Source organism: Silvimonas sp., from assembly GCF_031291215.1.
In the GTDB taxonomy this organism is placed as follows: Bacteria; Pseudomonadota; Gammaproteobacteria; order Burkholderiales; family Chitinibacteraceae; genus Silvimonas; species Silvimonas soli.
Genome location: NZ_JARLJK010000083.1, coordinates 1 through 16,896, shown reverse-complemented (window position 1 = coordinate 16,896; position 16,896 = coordinate 1). Strand labels below are relative to the sequence as shown.

Sequence of the window (16,896 nt, the reverse complement as noted above, 5' to 3'; positions counted from 1 at the left end):
CTTTTATTGAAGTAGCGAACTGTATAATGAGAGGATACTCTCCTGGTTGGCTATTGCAAGCTCGGTCTGACGATATATCTCCCACTCCATCGGGTGAGCGGCGATCTTATATACCGTCATCTTGTTCACCTGTCCAGCGCGGTTGAAGCGTTCGATCACCTGCTGGTATTGGGAGTTACTATAAATCGGTGCGTAGAAGATGGTGGTATCGGCTTCGGTCAGGTTCAGACCATGGGACATGACCTTAGGATGGCACAGCAGGATGTGGGGGTCCGGCGTATGCTTGAACGCCTGCACCGTCTCATGCCGCTTGTTGGCGGACACGTCACCGTTCAGGAGACCCACACTATAGTGCTTTCTCAGCTCGGCTGCGAGGCTCTCGGTGATGCCCTTGAACGGCACGATGACGATGACCTTGGCGCTTGCCGAACGAATGCACTCCATCAATGTGTATATGCGTGGTTGGTGCGGTATCTCAACGTAGTTCTCGGTCTTTGGCTCCTTGACGCAGCCACACAAAATCTGACGAAGTTTACCGATCTGATCGGCCGCGTGAACCGCCGCGATATGGCCACCGCGCGCCTGCACCTCCGCGTTCTCCATAATCATGTCGTTCTTCATGGTGGCGAATGCGGCGCGCTGGGCGTCAGTCAGCTGGGCCTGCCGGCTTGTGGTAACTACGTCCGGCAAATCGAGGCAGTCGCGCTTCTTAAACCGGATCGCCGGCTGGAGGAGTTGGAACGCCCGCTCATTGGACCCTTTCTTCGGTGCCCACTTGAACGGCGTCAACTGCATCATCGTCTCGCGCTTGAACGCGCCGAACCACTTGGGTGTGCCCTCGGGGTTGATGATCCGGGCCTGCGCCCAGGCGTCGGTCGGATTGTTGGGGATCGGCGTCCCGGTCTGCCACCAGATACGCATGTCCGGCCGCAACATAGCGACGAGAGCTTTATACTTGGCGGTGTCGTGGTTGCGGAACTCGTCACCCTCATCAATAACCACGAGGTTTATGGTTGGGTTATCCCGGATCATCCTCATAATCTCCAGGATTTTAACTCCGTCGTGATTGAGGAGATAGAAGTCGGCCGGCGACCGTAGGGCCTCGCGGCGCTGATCGCGGGTGCCGTGGACGACCACAGCGCGCCGGTGCATGAGCGTGTCAAAGATGTCCTGCATCCAGATCGTGCGAATGGTGGAGAGCGGGGCGACAACCAGGGCGCTGTCAACCTGCCCCTGGCCCATCAGATAGTCGGCCGCCCAGAGCACGCCGTTGGTCTTGCCGGTGCCGGCCTCGGACAGGTTGAACGCGCGGCGGTGCATCGACCAGAACTCGGCCATGGCTATCTGGTGATCGAACGGAATGAACTTGCCAGGCCAGCCGTACTGATAGCGGATCGGCGACGGGACTTGATAGCCCATATTGCGCAGAAGCAGCGTGGTCTGGAGATCGTGCTTCGCCGCGAAGTTGAAGTCAGGATGCGCCAACATCTTTGACTTTGGCAAAAGCTCCCGCAGGCCGAGGGGGTCCACGGCCTGCAAGACGACGCTCTTGGTTCTCTCGTCGATCTGGATCATTTGGTAACCAGCAGCTCCGTCATCACAGCGATGGCGTTGAGCATAGCTGCGCCATCCTCGTCGGCCATCTTGGTGCCTGTCGCCGTGCAGTCGCGCGCCCGGTCGAACGCCTCCAGCCAAACCTGGAGGCTCCCCACGGTCTTCTCGGTCACCACAAACCCGAAGGCGTCGTGGCTGTTGATCGAGTGCAGGAAACCCTTTTGTTGAGGTGTCGGTTTGTTGTAGCCGAACTTGGTCTCGACGGCCAGGAAAACCCCGTGACGCAGCGCATTGATGTCGGAGATACCGACCTTGCCGAAGCCGTTGGCTGGGGGCATCCACCAAAACCACCCGTGAGCGTCGAGGAGACGCTTGACTTCCTTCTTCACGTCTTTCTCGTTGTTGTAGATTTTCTCACGCGCCATCACTCAGACCTCACCTTTGTACCCTGTCGTGTCTCCCCAGGCGCTCTCGCGTGGGGCGTCCTTGCGCCACTGGGCAAACTGCGCATCGAACTGTTTTTGCAGTTCACTGAGGCGATTACTCGCGCTCGTCAGTGCCCTCCGCGCCTGCTTCTCGTTCTGCGCGCAATCCTTAACCACGCGCACCTGCTCGTTGATCTCCAGGATCAGCGCCTCCATGGATATCTTTTCAGCCATCTCAGTATGTCCTCTTGGGTTTCCAGTGCTGACAGTCCGTGCGCGGACACCAGCCTCGGCATAGTCCGCTCGGACGCATCTGCCACGTGTCTGTTTTGAAGGCGTCCCTGTATTGCTTGAGGTCACCGACGAAGTAACCCCAGAGCTTGTCGATCTCATCACGCTGGTAACTCTCGCCCGTCGTCACCATGTCCTTGGTCCAGTAGTAATCACACTGGATGGTCTGAACCGATGGGTAAAGGATGAAGGTGTAGAGGGCGTTCAGCATGAGCTGCTTGAACTTCTTGTGGGGCTTGCCGGTCTTGTAATCGACCATGCGCGCCGTCTCACCGTTGACGATGGTCACGTCAATGACCTGTCGCATCCACACGCCTCGGTCGAAGAAATGACAGGGGCGCAGGTTCTTGTCGAGCGCCGCCTTCTGCTCGGTGTTCAGCACACCGGGCATGTTCTCCAGCTCCTGCATGAACGGCTCATGCGCCTTGAGAGTGTCGTGGAGCGGTGCGCGGACGGCCAGCCGATCCTCGAACTGCTTGTGGACCCATATCCCCCACTTCTGCTCCTCGGACTTGTTGTTCTCATCCTCCTTGAACTCCTTCGTCACGTACTTTCCATGATACTGGAAAGGACAATTGACGAAGGTATCAAGACCTGTGGGTGACCAGGGCAGCGGTCTCATTTTTCTTGGACCTTCTTCAAGGTGGCATCAGCCAGAACCCTGATCTCGTCGAGGAGAGCACGCAGCCGGCCGATGCGCCGAGCGCGCTGCGCGATCACACTCATTATGGACACCAGCGTATCGCGCTGGCCCTCGACTTTCGACATCGCCGCGAAGGCGTTGTCGTGGTCCTCCTTGTGGTGTACCTCAAGCTCTGCGAGCTGGGTGACCGCCGTGTCGCGCTGCTGCACCATGCCCTTGCAGGTCTCCAGGGCATGCTCTCGGTCGGCGACCGCTTTGTCGAGGTCGCGGATGAGGAGCGTGACGCACACCGCCCACGATTTCGGCAGTTGGTTCAGTGCGTAGGCGCGCAGTTCCTCGGTACTCTGGGAGTGGGTCATTCAGTCCTCCAGCGGCTTGAGGGCGATGTCGATGGACCGCACGACATCCATCTCATTGTGCTTGGTCAGCCGGGTGCGGCAGACGCGCAGCAGCTCCACCAGCGTGGACATCTTGGGCTTGGGAACGTGGATCACGCTGTCCTTCTTGGTGGCCTTCGCCGCCCCGCGCGCCTCGGCGGTCTTCACCGCATCCTTCAGGATCGCGACGCCTTCGCCCTTGTGGTCGCGGACGGTCTCCGCAGCGAAGGTGGCGCTGACCTTGCCCTCGCGCACCAGCTGATGCACCTCGGGAGACGCCGCCTTGAAGTCGAGGAGTTGGGAGATGTAGCCGGCCGACTTGCCCATGCGCCGGCCGATCTCGGCAACGCTGAGGCCGAAGCCCATAAGACGCTGGATGTTGCTCGCCTCCTCCAGCATGGTCAGGCGCTTGCCTGAGTTACTGGTGCTCTGGCGCAGGATGCGGTCCACATCGTTGATGCCGCGCTCCTCCGGGACGCAGGGGACCGTGACGATCTCCACGCCCTCGCCGAGCAGTTCCAGCACGGCCGTCAGGCGGCAGTGGCCGGCAGCCACAAACACGGTGCCCGCCTCCTGGAAGATTTCCAACGGGTGCGACTTGAGGAAGCCGTTCTCGCGGATCGACGCCTTGAGGTATTCGATGTGCTCGCGGTTCTTGGGGTCCGTCAGGTCACGGACGTTAAGGCCGGGTTTGACCTGGATCAGACGCGGATCGAAATTCAGGAGAGCGCCTCGGCTCTCCGCCATGGATTTGAGGTCAGCCATTGGGGGATGTCCTTAGGTGAGGAAGTTTCAGGCCAGTTCGAGTTCCAGCGCCTCGACGATGGCGCAGAGGTGGGTGGCTTGGGCGGTCGCGTCGTCGAGCGCGGAGTGCTGCGTCAGGCCCGTGAAGCTGATCTTGGTGGCCGGCGCAAGCTGCTTGATCGTGCGGTAGCATCGGTCGTGCCAGAACTTCCATGGGCAGGCCATGCCGGCGTTGGTGCACGCCCGGCGCAGGATCACGTTGTCGAAGGTCGCGCCGTTACCCCAGACCGGGAGGCTGTCGGAACCGAACCACTGGGCGAAACCCTCCAGCGCCGACGCGATGTCGAGCCGTTCGAGACCCATGAGCGCCTTGCGTGCGCCGTCCTGCTTCTCGTCGAGCCACCACATCAGGGTGTCTGCGTCCATCTTGCCGCCGAGCATGACGGCGCTCACGGGGTCCACACCGACATGGAAGCTGTCGAAGATGGTGCCCTCAGATGGGGAGAATTTGACCGCGCCGAGGGAAACGATCACGGCATCGGGGCCGGTGCCGAAGGTTTCCAGATCGACCATGACATGTGTGGTGTTTGCGGGGATGTTGGCGGTCATTAGTTTGCTGTCCTTCTCTGGAGAATTTCTTTGAACGTATTCGTGGAGATGTTGGAGAACACCGCAAAGCCCCCGAGCAGGTGCTCAAGATCATCGACGATGTTCGCGAAAGCAATCGCCATTGCCGCAATCGCGACCGCGTTGGACTGGTCTTTGAAGACATCTTCCAACTTGAGACAAGCATCGCGTATATCGTCCTGCTTGTCTTCAACCGCAGCGTTGAACGCGTCGAGGTGTTCTTGGCTGTTGACGACGATCATCGGGTTACTCCACGTTTTGCTACATCGTGTAGCAAAGATTTACGGCATACCCTTGCCGGGTTTGCGCTTGGTTTTCGGGTGGTTCGCTTTCAGCGAGCTGTCCGAATTGCGTGGGAATGAGCGGTTGTCGTGGACGCTCTCCACGCGGATGTTCGAGGCGCTATTGGTGCCCCCTTTGGACAATGGGTCACGATGATCCACGTCTTTCTTCTCTCCGGGCTTGAGCAACCCCAACTTGATCGCCTTACGGCGCAGTCGGTGGCGCTCGGCGTTTCCGCTGTTGTGGCCGGTCCCGACCTCGCCGCGAGCCTTCTCCTCGCTGTATTCCTTTTTGTAGTCGCGCTTGCCCCGGATCATTGGCGGCATGGCCGGCCTCCATGGTTGGTGGAGACATCACCTTACTCGTCGTCGGCGACTTCCTCAACCGGGTCTTCTTCCTTGACGAGGGTGTAGCCGAACTCCTTGAACCGAACCTTGTCGTAGGTCTCGGTGAACGTCGTGCCGGTGGTGCCCTCCAGCGTCAGGATCGTCTTGTCGCCCACCTGCTCCTGCTTCAGCACCTTGAAGCGTTTGCCGGTCTGCGTATGTTTGAAGTAAATGGTCACGATGTCCTCCATCACTCTATGTGAACTTTCTTGAGGTCGCCCCAGGAGCCGCCCATCTTAGCGTCCCAAGGCATTGGGATAGGTGGTGTGTATCCCCACGCGCGCTTATAAGGTAGATTATCAAGAAGATACTTTATGTCAATAGCCGCGCGCTGCATTTTATCAAGTGGCACGAACAGGTATATGCCGTCGTGCAAGTCCCATGCGAAGTATGCACCAATCTGTGTGAGGTAGGGTTTGATAACCGCGAGCGCAAGGTACTTCTGATCCGCGCCAGTCCCTTGGATGCGGTAATTGATGGCTGTCGATCCCATGGACCAGCCGAAGTTACCAGACCAGTCGCCATCGACCTTGACGCGTCTGCCGGCGAACGTCTCGACGTAGTGCGTCCTCTTGGTCAGGCGTATCTGCTCTTCCCAGTATTTCGGGACACGCGGGTACGTGCGTTGGTAGATGGTGTGGATACGCCGCGCCTCTGGTAACTCCATGGGTATGTTGTACTGCACACGCGCCACCGAGCGCAGCTTCCCTGCCGAGGTACGATATTGGAGCGAGTTATGTACGATCAACCCATTCGCAGCGAAGCGAGTGCGGAGGCCACAGTTCACAATATCGTATGTCCGCGCTGTCGTCTGTTGGCGAGGTTCACCTTGCGTGTAACCAAGCGCAAGTTTCCAGGCTCGTAGTGACCATCGTTGTCTTGCCGGTCTATATCTAGCCCCAGGTATGTCTCGTGGGGCAGGTGTTGTTTGATGTACGTCACTGCCTCGATTACTGAGCCAAACCGACACTCGATCCCACGGCCGCCGTAATTGTGGTACGACCGATCTCTCGGGTTGGTGCATCTCTGAAACATCGCGCTGACGCGCTTCTGGAGCCGTTTGTCTGTTACCGTTTCGATAATCAGCTTCCCTTCGCGCCGATGGCGCATCCGAGCAGCACATGCCTTGCATTGTACTGAACGTCCCATCTCCATGAACCGCAGGTTGGCCTCTCGTACCACCCCACAGCCGCATTGCGCGTGCACATAGAGTGCCGCCGATTTCACGAAAGGTACGCCGGACAAGACCGTCCACGATCCGAACCGCTGACCGAGATGAACACGCTCGTTCGATGGGCCATGAAAAACGCTGTGCTTCGTCAAGACGCCTCCATCCACCCATAGACCATACGCGATGATCTGGTGTCGCTGTGAGACCCTGGTAGGTGATTACGTCTCTAACACCGCTGAAAGATACACCGCTATGTTGGACGAACTCGACCCCATCCCACACAAGGTCGTCAGGACGCACGTGTTCTATACTGCAAGGTCCGCGATCAGTCAAGATCATTGTACCTCCTGCAACACAAAGGTTGGCGACCTTACCGAGCTTGCGCCCATTCTCCGCATCCTTGTCGGTCTCCTGATTGGCGATCATCCAGTGATAGTCCACGGAGACAATGCGAGAACCCATGTAGGAGTGGGGGTCTTCGCCCGGCTGGCAGAGTTGCAGCATGGCCTCGTCGCCGGAGGCCACGGCCATCCAGCGGAACTCCTGGCCCGCTGCGTCGAACTCCATCAGACCATAACCGGGCGGTGGGATGAGGACGCCCCGGAACAGCGCGCCGCGCTTCTCCTGGTGGATCGCAAAGCCGGTCGGAAGGTCCACCAACTTCTCGGTGCCTGGGCGCTTGCCCGGACCCTTCGCGCGCTGCTTGGAGGCATAGGTTAGGCGGCCGGAATAGGTGCCGAAGATCATGGCGCTCGGATGTACGCGGCCGTCTTCATTGTATTCGGCGGAGGCTATCGGAGTTCTGGCGAACTTGACGCGGTTGTTCTCGGCCTCGCGATAGGCGCTGATGATCTGCGCGCGGGGGTCGAGGAACGCCAGCTCATGCAGCACCTCCTTGTCAGTTGACCGACTGGTGTTGCCTGTGATCTTTGACGTGTTCTCCTTGAGGACTGGCAGTTTCCAGTCGTCGAACAGCAGGCGGCCCAGCTTGATCGGGGATCGCAGCACACTCGTATCCACGCCCATGAACGCGAGCTTGGTCCCCTCAAGGGTGGCGTCGTTTTCCAGCTTCGCGTCTAGCTCGCGCGCAGCCAGCATGTCCACAGGGAGGCCCTGGAGGTTGGCCCTGGCGGCCAGGGGGATCGCGCGTGCCTCGATCATCGCCGCGCGTCGCTGGGTCACCTGGAGTGAGTTCCACCAGTGCTGCGCACCCACCAAGGTGAACTCCACGTCGCGTTCGTTATAGGCATGGAGCTTCGCCCTCGCCTCCATGCCGGTGTCGTGGAAGTCCACGTCATCCTCGTAGCCGGCGTGCCCCGGCATGTATTCCTTGACGAACGTCTTGAGGCTGTAGGACTTCCGCCTTGGGGCCGTCATCTCGTATTCAGGCTCGATCTCGGCGTGTCGCCAGAGCAGCATCGCGTCGAGGAAGTTGCAGCGCATCACGAGGTCTTCCAGACCCGCCGCGATGAGCCATGCGATGTCGAACGCCACGTTCCAGCCCACGATGGTCAGGTCTTCGTCGAGGGCCTTCTGGAGCATGCTGCGCATCATCTCGACGGAGGGGAATAGACCCCCTTCGACCACACGCTCGCCGGCAACCGTGGTGGAGTAGACGAGGCTGGTCACCCACGCTTTGCCCTGCGCCACGCGCCAGGGCTGGAGGGCGTATTCCGGCTTGGTCCCACTGGTCTCGAAGTCGAAGGTCAGAACCCGTGCATCATCCCACGCATCGTTGTACCGTAGCATTAGTCAGTCTTTCTTGAGTTCAGCGACGAGAGCGGCGACGAGAGCGGCGGCGAGACGATTACACAGGTCGATCAACTCACGCTCATTGTGCGTGAGCAAATTCCTCTTGGGGTTTGGAAGTTCACGGACTTCCTGCAACAGGGCCTCGGTGCGGGCGCGGGCGGCGGCCAAGACTTCATTCTCACTTGCCATCAATTTCTCCTGCTTTTCACAGTCACCGGCTAACCCTCTGCTGCCGCCCACCATAGCTGGCGCGCATCACTCCACAGCCACGATGTTATAGGATAGCCGTGGGGTTCTTCGCCCTTGATGTTGCGGAACCATAAGAGCGCGCCAGCCTCGGCCGCGCGCGTGATTTTGATGTGGTGACCTGTGGTCACAATGGCGAGTGGTGACCCGAGCTGCCATCGAAGATGTTCGTCGAGCTGATCCCAGCGGGATGCCAGCCCAAGCGCCAGCTTGTCGTACTGCGTATCTGATAGGATCGGCGACGACCTCCGGTAATAGAGGTAGGCCGCCATGATGAGTTTCCGCGCACCGAGAGAAGGGGTCACTTCGTGATCTTCGCCAGTACGTCGCGGATCATGTTCTCGTCGTCCACATGCAGATAGTCGCCGGGGCGGTGATCGACCAGCTCGCGCAGGACTGCCTCAGCACGGCGGGCGCGCTCCAGCAGGCGGTTGGCGGCAGCTATCGTCTCGTCCACACATCGGCTCAGGCCCTCCTGCCTGTTCGAGAGCGCCGTGACGGCGCGTGCAGCCGTAGTGAACATTTCGTGATTGGTGAGGGGTGGGGATGGCATTGCTTAGTTACTCCTCGGGGATGAGGTTCAGCGGAACTTCCCACGCTCATCAAGCGTTGGGATGAGGATCGTCGGTTTCGGTGGCGCAGCTCTCATCTGCATCTCGTGCAGCTTGACGAGGCGTTGGATGATGCCCTCGATTTCGAGGGGGGTTATGGATGGGATCGCGTGGAGCTGCACCCCATCCCATGCGAGACGCAGCGGCTGAGCCACTGCATCCGCAACGGGGTCAGGAAGACCGTGCTTCATTCAACGCGCCAGACGCCGATGCCTTGCACAGCCCCGTCGTCATCAGCCTTGCAGATGACCCAGGTGCCGGCGATATCGAGGGCGGCGTGGATCAAGCGCGTGAGGAACTTGCGTTCGAGTTTGCGGCCAGCGGCGCTGGCGTGGCTGGACAGCGTATTCTTCTCCTTGTTGGGGACGAAGAAGAAGTCGCCGACATCCATCTCGTGATAGGGATAAACGCGGCGGGAGACGCCGGTATGGCGCATCGCGTGGGGGATTTCGACTTTCTTCTGAACACGGAACATAAGACACCTTTCATGTAGTGGTGAGGGTTGGACCCTATCACTGCGCCTATACGATGTAAAGTGTCTGGGGATCAGGTGGCCCGTTGCCGTCGATGCACCTTGTTGTCCGCAAATCGCTTCGTCTGATATTCGGTGACGATATTGCCGGCGCTGCGCATCGCGGCTCTGAACCCGTCTTCGGCCGCCTCGGCTTGGATTTGGGTGATGAGTTCGGGGAGCTTTTGCGCTCCACCCTCACAGCATTGGCGCACGAGCTGCGCCCAGTGGTTCGGTGTCTGCATGGTGGTAATCCTCGAATATGCAGAAGTTATGCGCACCGGGGGCAATCTGCAATAGGGAAAGTCGCCGCGTCAGGAATGAGACTGGACCCGGCAGAGGACGCGGCCCTCGAACGAGACGACCACAGGGCCGGCCCAGGACTGCGGGATGCAGTCGAGGATTTCCTTGAGGGAGCAGGCGGGCGACGGCACATCTACCTCGCCGGGGCCGACCAGCGCCGCGCGCCGGACGCGGGTGTCGAACCCCTGGGTGCCGAGCCATTTGGTCATGCGCGTTTCGAGACGCTTGGTGCGGTCCCGGATTTCCACGATCATATCGTGCTGGTCTTCGAGTGGTGCGGATTTCGGCATAGTCTGTCTCGCTTGAGCTGGTGTGCGTCGCGGCAAGGATACACCGCCTGGGGCTGGGCCAGGAAGAAATCGCCGGCCCAGCGACAATATCAGGCGGCCTGCCCGAAGGCGGACATGAAGCCCTGCATCTCGTCGAGGATGCGCTGGGCCTCGGATGCCGCGTTCTTGCGGATTTCCGGGAACTTGCGCAGCTCCTTCGGTTCGTAGCCGGTGAAGATGTGGTGCAGGTTCGCGTGGATCGCCGTCAGGTTCTCGTCGTCGATCACGTTCAGGCCGGGCAGGATGTCGATCAGCTCCAGCAGATTGGCGACGGTGCTGTCGCGGAAGATCGCCTTCTCGTCGCCCATCTTCTCGGCGAAGTGACCCAGGGTATCGGCGAGACGCGTCCAGACTTCGCGCATGGCGTTGCCCAGACGCTGCTTCATCGCCGTCTCCATGTTCTCCCGGATTTCATCGACCTGATCGCTGTCGAGCGCCACGCGGAAATCGTTCGCCTCCGACACGGCGTCGATGTCCAAGGCCACATAGAACCGATGGCGCAGATCGTCTGCCGAGGGATAGTCGTCGGAGTTGAACAGCGTCCCCATGCGGAACTCGGCCTGCGAGATAGCCTGCGGATAGTCGGTACCGATGAAGTGGTTGACGGCGTTGCGGAACTCACGCACCAGCTTGCCGTGCTCCTCGATGAAGGGCACGTAGAGCATCCGCGTCAGCACACGGTCGCCGTTGTCCTTCCACGGCAGCGTCTTCTCATAGAAGTGCTGGCGCACCTGACTCGCCGCCGTGACGATGGGCTGGAGGTGCTTCTTGTCAACCAGATGTTTGTTGACACGCGCGGCGTCAGCCGCAGCTCCGGCGTTCGTGGTAACCTCGCGGCTGGCCGCCTTGTCGAGGCGGTAGCCGGACCACATGCCGAGGGACAGGTTAACGATCATGCAGTTGGAAGTGATAGACATTGTGGTACTCCATTGATGTCCGTTTCTACACTTTGCTACATCGTGTAGCAAACTCAGTATCTGTTCCGCGCTCCGAAGATTGCGGACAGCTCGTTCTGGCTTGTCACATACGACTTGGTGAGCGTATCGAGGCAGCCCTCCTTTTTGTAGATCACCTGCCGTATCCGCTGGATAGCGGCATCCACCGACGAGCTAACCCCCATTGCCGTCCGATAGATATGCTCGAAGTTCGGCGGCCCCTCACGTAGTAGCCGCAGCATGTCCTGGCCCCCATAGTACGGATCGTCATGGTCCGGCCGCCCGAAGTGGACCCGCGCGGTCAGGAAGTCCTTGAACTCTTTCAGGTGGTACTCCTTCACAGCAACGGCCGCCCAGCTACGGTTGACGGTCGGCCACTCGAACGGAACGATCTTGTGGTCCGGCGACAGCGTGAGGCCGCCACAGCTATCCCGCGTGAGCATGATGCAGCCATCATCGGCACGATACCCTCGCCTCTCTGGGGAGAACACCCACAAGACCGGCTCGCGCCCAGCGAACTGCGCGGTCACGTGCCTGCCGAGCAGCGTGTTGACGAACTGGTTGGTGCTCACCGAACCGTACATCCCACCGGCCATGACCTGGACATCGCCATTGGGATAGTATGTCACGCAGTCCGTATTAAAGAGCTTGCAAGCGAACACATCGCCCGGCATCTTGCGGATGCTCACATGCTTCTTGCGGCGCATGTTGGTCCGATTGCTCAGCGGGCGAGGATTGTACTCGTCGGTATAGCCCCGCCATGGTTTCATCGTCTCCCAATGACGCACAGCGTCTGCATAGGTGGGGATGCTCGCAAAGTCACAGTCGATAAACATTGTGGAAGTCCTTCAATGCGTGAGTTGCATCGCCACAGCCGCGATGGCCGTGTCGATGTCGGGATGTACGGTGACAAATTCCGGGCGGATGCTAAGCCCGTACTCGGCCATGCACGCCGCAGCTAATAGGTCGAACACGATGATCCGACCATCGGTCTGCTCAACGATCACTATATGGTAATCGTGTGGGGCTTCTCGAAAGATATCTTCGAGCGTCTGGGTGCCCACGCCAGACGCTCGGATAATGCCTCGCGGACCCGCAACAGCTCGCAAGATCACACGTTGCGGAACCCACCGTATCTCGTGCATACTGCACCTCATGTGGTGACGTGGATAGTCCTACCGATAGGGGCTTCTACGTTGGTGGTGCATAGCACGATGAGCGGATATGGCAACTCATCAGGCCATGGTGTATAGCCATCGGTCACGATAACGACGATGCATGGATCATACTTCGTCACGAACTCCAGGGGCTTGCGCATGTCCGTGCCGCCCCCGCCCTTGGGGTGCAGCTCGATGTCGTCGCCCTGCTCGAACAGTTCCTCCAGCGCGCAGTCGGTGTCGTCGGCCCAGATGACCCGCGTGCGCTCCGGCTTCACCATGTCCTTGATATAGTTCAGCTCGCCAGCGATGCGGGCGTAGTAACCCTCGTAGTTGGTCGAGCCGGACGTGTCGCCGATGATGACCAGCTCGCCCATCTGCTCGGAATACTTCCCCGGCAGGATAGTCCTGAACCGGCGATTGCGTCGCGACCAGCTCTCGTCCTCGTGGACAGCCTCCAGCATGAACTCGCGCAGAAGGTCTGGCCAGGGCACCTCCGGGTTCAGGATGCCCTTGACGAGTATGTCCAGGCCGGCCGGCATCTTGCCGGCCATGCGCGCCTGTGTGGCGGCGATGGCGACCTTCTGACTGATCCGATGCTCGATCTCCGCGATCTGGTCGGGATCGCTGGTCGGCACGTCCATCAAGTCACCATTGAGCGGATCGCCCTTCTCCCGGCCGCCCCCACCGTTCTGCCGCTCCTCCATGCGCTGATCGTAAATCTGCTCAGCCGACATGCCGGCGTACTTGGCGTCGTAGAGCGCATCGCTCCAGAGCTTGAAGCCGCTCTCCTTAAGCTGGTAGTTGATCGCGTAGTCGCACGCGATATTCCACAGCTCCTTGTCGCGGTTGCGGCGACGCAGGCCGTGCTTGAGGATGATGTGCATGACCTCGTGAGCGACCACGAACATTGCGACATCGCTGTCCAGACCAGCGATGAACGTCTCGTTGTAGTAGATTTTCACCATGTCGGTGGCGGCGGTAGGGATATCGTTCATCGCCACCATCTCGGTGCTAAGGACGATGGAGGCGAAGAAGATGTGACGCAAGGCCATCTTCGCTCTGGCCTGCTGCATCGGTGTGATATCGTTCATGTGGAAGTCCTTTCGGTAAGATGCCTGAACCCCTGCTTGGAAACAGACAGCGTGGTATTTAGGATACTACGGCCGTACTTTCTTTGCGCGTAGTTCTTCCCGAGTAGTGTGCCCACAACAGTGGACACATCCTTATCTGCTGGATCGTACCACTTGGAGTACCACCGCACCCCGATATTCTCGTATCTGAACGTCAGTTGGCCTAGCATGATCTGGCAGAGCACTTCGTGCTGACGGATGGTTAAATTTCCTACGTGGGTTACTCTTGGCATTTTGCTACTCCTTGTAGCAAAGGTTAGTGCATGACGAAGCTCTTTCGCACGTCGAGGTCATGGGCGGCCGCGAACAACCGCGCCTCGAACTCGCTGTGGAAGACGCGCTCGGTGATGGAGGCGATAAGCTCGCCCGGCTGAGCAACCTCGCCGCGCTCGTTGGCACGATACTTCACGGACCAACGCTCGCGACCGAGCTTGCGTCCTCGTAGCGGGCGCGGCGTCATACGAAGACGGCCTTGTACCTCTTGCCGACCTGAATAAATTCAGGCGTGCTGAACAGCTTGGGATCGCGCGCGGTGGCGAACTGCCACGCCATAATGACGAACTCGGGATCGAGCCGGGTCAGGAAGCGGTGGATGACGTTGACGGTCTTGACGCTCATGTCGCCGGACAGCGCCATGGTCACGGCGTAACGCAGCCCTAGTTCGGACTTGCTGGGCAGCTCCACATTGTCCGGGTCTTTGTAGATGCGGGGCATGTAGTCCTTGAGCGAGGCCCAGGTGTCGGCGAACGCCATCGCCTCCATGGCCGGCCCCTCGCCAATAGCGCCGGCCATCGCCGCCATCTTGATCGCGCTGGGCATATCGTCGTCCATCCAGTAAGTCCACGCCTTAGTGGCCGTGCGAGGCGTGCTGACGCACTTCGCCGGCTTGGCCGGGTCATAGGTGTGCAGCAGCTCCTTGCGGAACTGGTAGAACGCAATGGCGATGGGAGGCAGATCGCCCTTCGCCGCGTGGTATTTGCAGAAGTCATCCACGCTGACCACGACCTCGACATGGGTCAGGCGATTGGACAGCGGCAGCGGCTGGCGGTTGACGACGCCCTTGTCGCTCTCACGGTTACCAGCGAGAACGATGATGACGTTCGGCAGCAGGATGTGCTCGCCGCAACGCCGGTCATTGGTGATCTGGTAGGCGACAGCGGACACGGCCGGCGTCGCCGCGTTCGCCTCATCGAAGAACAGCCAGATGTTGCCCTCCACCTGCTCGAACGCGGCGTTGCCGACCACGGGCAGGGTCGAAGGCGCGTGCCAGACGGTCAGGCCGGTCGTGGCGTCCACATCCGGGAAGCCCCTGAGGTCCACGCTGTCGTACTGGCTGAGCCGGATATCGACCAGCATGTCGTCCGCGTTCTCGCGGGCCAGCTGGGCCATCAGCTCCGACTTGCCGACGCCGAAGCTGCCCCACAGCATCACGGGATGACGGTGGCGACCCGCTACATGGCGAACAAATTCTTTGGTCTGGGAGACAGTCAAGGAGTGCATCGTAAGTCCCTCGGGGATGTTTACTACATCGTGTAGCAAAGAGTGGAAGTGTCCATGCTGATTTCTCAGCATACTATAGTATAGCACATCTGTATGTTAAGTCAAGTCGTTGATCCGAAGCATGTGTATTTTCCGCTTCAACTCGTTAGTGTGCAGCAGGTGTATTGATTATTCCAACTCGTTATCGGTTGCCAAGTACGTTCATTCCTCCAACTCGTTCCTGAGAAACAAGTGTGTGTCTCTCTGCAACTCGTTTTGCTATCCAAAGTGTGTCTGGGACTTCAACCCACTATTACTCTCCAAGTACGTTTAGGGTTCCAGCTCATTCACGATTATCAGTTTGGTTTTTCGCTTCAACACGTATATTCAGAACAAGTTCGTTGCGAATATCAACTCGTTCGCTTATGACACGTCAGTTGCCCTCATAAACTCATTATGACCTAGCAAGTATTTCTTAGCTGTCAACCCGATCACTTCCGGCAGGTGTATTTTTTCATCATCGCGCTCGTGGTCACAAGTAGTTTACCCCTTACAACACGCTAATTGTAGTCAAGTGCATTGATTTGCCAACACGTTCCAGTCGATCCGATCTATTTCTACCAGCAACTCATTACAAGCCGCCAAGTGTGTAACTTGTAACAACTCGTTATCTATGCCCAAGTGGGTGTCAATTATCAACTCGCTATACCGGTTCAAGTGTGTAACTCATAACAACTCGTTATCTATGCCCAAGTGGGTGTCAATTATCAACTCGTTGGGCAGTTAACCAGTGTATTCCGCCCGTCAACACGCTTTATATTCCAAGTGGCTTCTTGTTATCCAGCTCATTATGGAAGGACAAGTGTGTTTGAGATGCCAACACGTTCTGCGTCATCAGGTACGTAAAGTTTCTCAACTCGCTCGCATTCTCAAGTGTGTTCTCTATCCCAACTACAGGTTTGCTACATCGTGTAGCAAACCTGCTCACTTGTCGTTCACGCCGAGGGGATCGGCTCGTGGGTGCCATGCTCATAGCCGCGCTTGGCCTCCCAATAGCTGGGGGCCAGCGGCAGGTTTTCCAGCTCGCGCCACTCGCGCCAGAAGTTGATGAGGAAAATCTTGAGCATGTAGCGGATCGCCGCGCGATGGATGCGCGACGGCGGCCAGATGTTCCGAACGTCCTCACCAGCCAGTCGCAGCTTCGACTTCGCGGCGTCGGTCATCTTGAGGCGCTGAGGATCGGTCTGGATGCGGTGCTTGTACTCGTCATAGAACTTCCGGTAGGGTGAGTTCGCCCGCATCATGCACGGCCCCAGCACGGCCAGCAGGCGGGCCTGGAGCCACGGGTCGAAGACGGTCGAGAGTTTCGTCTTGGTCGTGCCGTCCTTGGCCACGTACTCGCGCTCGATCAGGTGCTCCTTGCGCCGGCTCATGCCCATGCCATCCTTGGGGCTGCACGCCACGCCAGACAGCGACAGGAAGCAGGACGGATAGACCGCCTTGTGCGGGTCGAAGCTGGTGATGAGCACCGCGCCCATCGCCGGCCCAATTCCGGTCTGGTGGCTCAGCCACTCGGTCCAAACCGGAATTTGCTCCATCACGTCGAGGAGCTGGCCGAACGCCTTCTTCTCGTCGATCACCAGCCGCTCGTACTGATTGACGAGCAGAAGTTCGGCATAGTCCGATATCAGCTCCGCGCCCTTGAAGCCCTTGCGGGTCGGCAGCTCGCGGTTCTTGGAGATGCCGGTCGTCAGCATCTTGTACTCCGCCCGTAATAGGTCAAGGATTTTCTTGGCCTCTTTGGCGCGCTCCTTGCCGTCCTCGCCTTCGTCCAGCGTGGCGGCGATTTCGTCGGCCTCGTCGCTCTCCTCGGTCTGGCCGATCAGTCCGAGCTTGGCTCGGAAGTTGGAGCAGAGCCGGAGGCCGGCCTGGATACGGAG

The 16,896-nt window shown here is 59.1% G+C and carries 25 protein-coding genes; all 25 read right to left on the bottom strand.

All coding sequences use genetic code 11. The annotated features are described in order from the left end of the window. Positions 1-3: 3 nt before the first annotated feature. Positions 4-1,575, bottom strand: coding sequence for a DEAD/DEAH box helicase (locus tag P4L78_RS10135; RefSeq protein WP_309327913.1), 1,572 nt, complete (start codon positions 1,573-1,575; stop codon positions 4-6). Further along, positions 1,572-1,979: a hypothetical protein gene (locus tag P4L78_RS10130; RefSeq protein WP_309327912.1), complete on the bottom strand. Its 408-nt coding sequence runs from the start codon at positions 1,977-1,979 to the stop codon at positions 1,572-1,574. The genes P4L78_RS10135 and P4L78_RS10130 overlap by 4 nt, the downstream gene beginning before the upstream one ends. Before the next feature lie 3 nt (positions 1,980-1,982). After that, positions 1,983-2,213 carry a hypothetical protein gene (locus P4L78_RS10125; RefSeq protein WP_309327911.1) on the bottom strand — a complete coding sequence of 77 codons (231 nt, stop codon included), beginning with the start codon at positions 2,211-2,213 and terminating at the stop codon, positions 1,983-1,985. A 1-nt stretch (position 2,214) separates the two neighbouring features. Continuing rightward, positions 2,215-2,892 carry a PD-(D/E)XK nuclease family protein gene (locus P4L78_RS10120; RefSeq protein ID WP_309327910.1) on the bottom strand — a complete coding sequence of 226 codons (678 nt, stop codon included), beginning with the start codon at positions 2,890-2,892 and terminating at the stop codon, positions 2,215-2,217. Beyond that, on the bottom strand, positions 2,889-3,272 hold the full coding sequence (locus P4L78_RS10115) for a hypothetical protein (protein ID WP_309327909.1): 384 nt from the start codon (positions 3,270-3,272) through the stop codon (positions 2,889-2,891). The genes P4L78_RS10120 and P4L78_RS10115 overlap by 4 nt, the downstream gene beginning before the upstream one ends. Further along, positions 3,273-4,055, bottom strand: a complete 783-nt coding sequence (locus P4L78_RS10110) for a hypothetical protein (protein ID WP_309327908.1) — start codon at positions 4,053-4,055, stop codon at positions 3,273-3,275. Between the two features lie 27 nt (positions 4,056-4,082). Then, positions 4,083-4,643 (bottom strand): 3'-5' exonuclease, encoded by a 561-nt coding sequence (locus P4L78_RS10105; RefSeq protein WP_309327906.1) that lies wholly within the window; start codon positions 4,641-4,643, stop codon positions 4,083-4,085. Further along, complete coding sequence (locus P4L78_RS10100) at positions 4,643-4,903, bottom strand: hypothetical protein (protein ID WP_309327904.1); 261 nt, start codon at positions 4,901-4,903, stop codon at positions 4,643-4,645. Before P4L78_RS10100 ends, P4L78_RS10105 begins: the two co-directional genes overlap by 1 nt. 39 nt (positions 4,904-4,942) lie before the next feature. Continuing rightward, a complete protein-coding gene (locus tag P4L78_RS10095; protein ID WP_309327903.1) occupies positions 4,943-5,269 on the bottom strand; it encodes an HNH endonuclease signature motif containing protein in 327 nt (108 codons plus the stop codon). A 32-nt stretch (positions 5,270-5,301) separates the two neighbouring features. After that, positions 5,302-5,508 carry a hypothetical protein gene (locus tag P4L78_RS10090; protein ID WP_309327902.1) on the bottom strand — a complete coding sequence of 69 codons (207 nt, stop codon included), beginning with the start codon at positions 5,506-5,508 and terminating at the stop codon, positions 5,302-5,304. Positions 5,509-5,519: 11 nt separating this feature from the next. Beyond that, positions 5,520-8,249 carry a DNA polymerase gene (locus P4L78_RS10085; protein ID WP_309327901.1) on the bottom strand — a complete coding sequence of 910 codons (2,730 nt, stop codon included), beginning with the start codon at positions 8,247-8,249 and terminating at the stop codon, positions 5,520-5,522. Between the two features lie 3 nt (positions 8,250-8,252). Continuing rightward, positions 8,253-8,441 (bottom strand): hypothetical protein, encoded by a 189-nt coding sequence (locus P4L78_RS10080; RefSeq protein ID WP_309327899.1) that lies wholly within the window; start codon positions 8,439-8,441, stop codon positions 8,253-8,255. Positions 8,442-8,470: 29 nt separating this feature from the next. Then, on the bottom strand, positions 8,471-8,803 hold the full coding sequence (locus P4L78_RS10075; protein WP_405051532.1) for a DNA ligase LigA-related protein: 333 nt from the start codon (positions 8,801-8,803) through the stop codon (positions 8,471-8,473). Then, the gene (locus P4L78_RS10070; RefSeq protein WP_309327897.1) at positions 8,800-9,051 is read right to left on the bottom strand and encodes a hypothetical protein; all 252 of its coding nucleotides are present in this window, start codon (positions 9,049-9,051) and stop codon (positions 8,800-8,802) included. The genes P4L78_RS10075 and P4L78_RS10070 overlap by 4 nt, the downstream gene beginning before the upstream one ends. A 27-nt stretch (positions 9,052-9,078) precedes the next feature. Beyond that, positions 9,079-9,300: a hypothetical protein gene (locus P4L78_RS10065; RefSeq protein WP_309327896.1), complete on the bottom strand. Its 222-nt coding sequence runs from the start codon at positions 9,298-9,300 to the stop codon at positions 9,079-9,081. Continuing rightward, positions 9,297-9,584 (bottom strand): hypothetical protein, encoded by a 288-nt coding sequence (locus P4L78_RS10060; RefSeq protein WP_309327895.1) that lies wholly within the window; start codon positions 9,582-9,584, stop codon positions 9,297-9,299. Before P4L78_RS10060 ends, P4L78_RS10065 begins: the two co-directional genes overlap by 4 nt. Positions 9,585-9,655: 71 nt before the next feature. Continuing rightward, positions 9,656-9,865, bottom strand: coding sequence for a hypothetical protein (locus tag P4L78_RS10055; protein WP_309327894.1), 210 nt, complete (start codon positions 9,863-9,865; stop codon positions 9,656-9,658). A 69-nt stretch (positions 9,866-9,934) separates the two neighbouring features. Next, positions 9,935-10,213: a hypothetical protein gene (locus P4L78_RS10050; protein WP_309327893.1), complete on the bottom strand. Its 279-nt coding sequence runs from the start codon at positions 10,211-10,213 to the stop codon at positions 9,935-9,937. Positions 10,214-10,302: 89 nt separating this feature from the next. Beyond that, entirely contained in the window at positions 10,303-11,169 is an 867-nt protein-coding gene (locus P4L78_RS10045) for a hypothetical protein (protein ID WP_309327892.1), read from the bottom strand. 53 nt (positions 11,170-11,222) lie between these two features. Beyond that, positions 11,223-12,023: a hypothetical protein gene (locus P4L78_RS10040; protein WP_309327891.1), complete on the bottom strand. Its 801-nt coding sequence runs from the start codon at positions 12,021-12,023 to the stop codon at positions 11,223-11,225. A gap of 12 nt (positions 12,024-12,035) precedes the next feature. Further along, positions 12,036-12,251, bottom strand: a complete 216-nt coding sequence (locus tag P4L78_RS10035) for a hypothetical protein (protein ID WP_309327890.1) — start codon at positions 12,249-12,251, stop codon at positions 12,036-12,038. An 89-nt stretch (positions 12,252-12,340) separates the two neighbouring features. Continuing rightward, positions 12,341-13,438 carry a DUF2201 family putative metallopeptidase gene (locus tag P4L78_RS10030; protein ID WP_309327889.1) on the bottom strand — a complete coding sequence of 366 codons (1,098 nt, stop codon included), beginning with the start codon at positions 13,436-13,438 and terminating at the stop codon, positions 12,341-12,343. A gap of 295 nt (positions 13,439-13,733) precedes the next feature. After that, on the bottom strand, positions 13,734-13,886 hold the full coding sequence (locus tag P4L78_RS10025; protein WP_309327888.1) for a hypothetical protein: 153 nt from the start codon (positions 13,884-13,886) through the stop codon (positions 13,734-13,736). Between the two features lie 47 nt (positions 13,887-13,933). Beyond that, positions 13,934-14,977, bottom strand: a complete 1,044-nt coding sequence (locus P4L78_RS10020; RefSeq protein WP_309327887.1) for a hypothetical protein — start codon at positions 14,975-14,977, stop codon at positions 13,934-13,936. A 974-nt stretch (positions 14,978-15,951) separates the two neighbouring features. After that, positions 15,952-16,896: hypothetical protein (locus P4L78_RS10015; protein WP_309327886.1), on the bottom strand; the 945-nt coding region annotated here is incomplete at its 5' end.

What these genes read in the sequence shown, in the direction of transcription:
- P4L78_RS10135 (WP_309327913.1), bottom strand. Translation starts at nt 1,575, where the DNA reads ATGATCCAGATCGACGAGAGAACCAAGAGCGTCGTCTTGCAGGCCGTG.
- P4L78_RS10130 (WP_309327912.1), bottom strand. Translation starts at nt 1,979, where the DNA reads ATGGCGCGTGAGAAAATCTACAACAACGAGAAAGACGTGAAGAAGGAA.
- P4L78_RS10125 (WP_309327911.1), bottom strand. Translation starts at nt 2,213, where the DNA reads ATGGCTGAAAAGATATCCATGGAGGCGCTGATCCTGGAGATCAACGAG.
- P4L78_RS10120 (WP_309327910.1), bottom strand. Translation starts at nt 2,892, where the DNA reads ATGAGACCGCTGCCCTGGTCACCCACAGGTCTTGATACCTTCGTCAAT.
- P4L78_RS10115 (WP_309327909.1), bottom strand. Translation starts at nt 3,272, where the DNA reads ATGACCCACTCCCAGAGTACCGAGGAACTGCGCGCCTACGCACTGAAC.
- P4L78_RS10110 (WP_309327908.1), bottom strand. Translation starts at nt 4,055, where the DNA reads ATGGCTGACCTCAAATCCATGGCGGAGAGCCGAGGCGCTCTCCTGAAT.
- P4L78_RS10105 (WP_309327906.1), bottom strand. Translation starts at nt 4,643, where the DNA reads ATGACCGCCAACATCCCCGCAAACACCACACATGTCATGGTCGATCTG.
- P4L78_RS10100 (WP_309327904.1), bottom strand. Translation starts at nt 4,903, where the DNA reads ATGATCGTCGTCAACAGCCAAGAACACCTCGACGCGTTCAACGCTGCG.
- P4L78_RS10095 (WP_309327903.1), bottom strand. Translation starts at nt 5,269, where the DNA reads ATGCCGCCAATGATCCGGGGCAAGCGCGACTACAAAAAGGAATACAGC.
- P4L78_RS10085 (WP_309327901.1), bottom strand. Translation starts at nt 8,249, where the DNA reads ATGCTACGGTACAACGATGCGTGGGATGATGCACGGGTTCTGACCTTC.
- P4L78_RS10080 (WP_309327899.1), bottom strand. Translation starts at nt 8,441, where the DNA reads ATGGCAAGTGAGAATGAAGTCTTGGCCGCCGCCCGCGCCCGCACCGAG.
- P4L78_RS10070 (WP_309327897.1), bottom strand. Translation starts at nt 9,051, where the DNA reads ATGCCATCCCCACCCCTCACCAATCACGAAATGTTCACTACGGCTGCA.
- P4L78_RS10065 (WP_309327896.1), bottom strand. Translation starts at nt 9,300, where the DNA reads ATGAAGCACGGTCTTCCTGACCCCGTTGCGGATGCAGTGGCTCAGCCG.
- P4L78_RS10060 (WP_309327895.1), bottom strand. Translation starts at nt 9,584, where the DNA reads ATGTTCCGTGTTCAGAAGAAAGTCGAAATCCCCCACGCGATGCGCCAT.
- P4L78_RS10055 (WP_309327894.1), bottom strand. Translation starts at nt 9,865, where the DNA reads ATGCAGACACCGAACCACTGGGCGCAGCTCGTGCGCCAATGCTGTGAG.
- P4L78_RS10050 (WP_309327893.1), bottom strand. Translation starts at nt 10,213, where the DNA reads ATGCCGAAATCCGCACCACTCGAAGACCAGCACGATATGATCGTGGAA.
- P4L78_RS10045 (WP_309327892.1), bottom strand. Translation starts at nt 11,169, where the DNA reads ATGTCTATCACTTCCAACTGCATGATCGTTAACCTGTCCCTCGGCATG.
- P4L78_RS10040 (WP_309327891.1), bottom strand. Translation starts at nt 12,023, where the DNA reads ATGTTTATCGACTGTGACTTTGCGAGCATCCCCACCTATGCAGACGCT.
- P4L78_RS10030 (WP_309327889.1), bottom strand. Translation starts at nt 13,438, where the DNA reads ATGAACGATATCACACCGATGCAGCAGGCCAGAGCGAAGATGGCCTTG.
- P4L78_RS10020 (WP_309327887.1), bottom strand. Translation starts at nt 14,977, where the DNA reads ATGCACTCCTTGACTGTCTCCCAGACCAAAGAATTTGTTCGCCATGTA.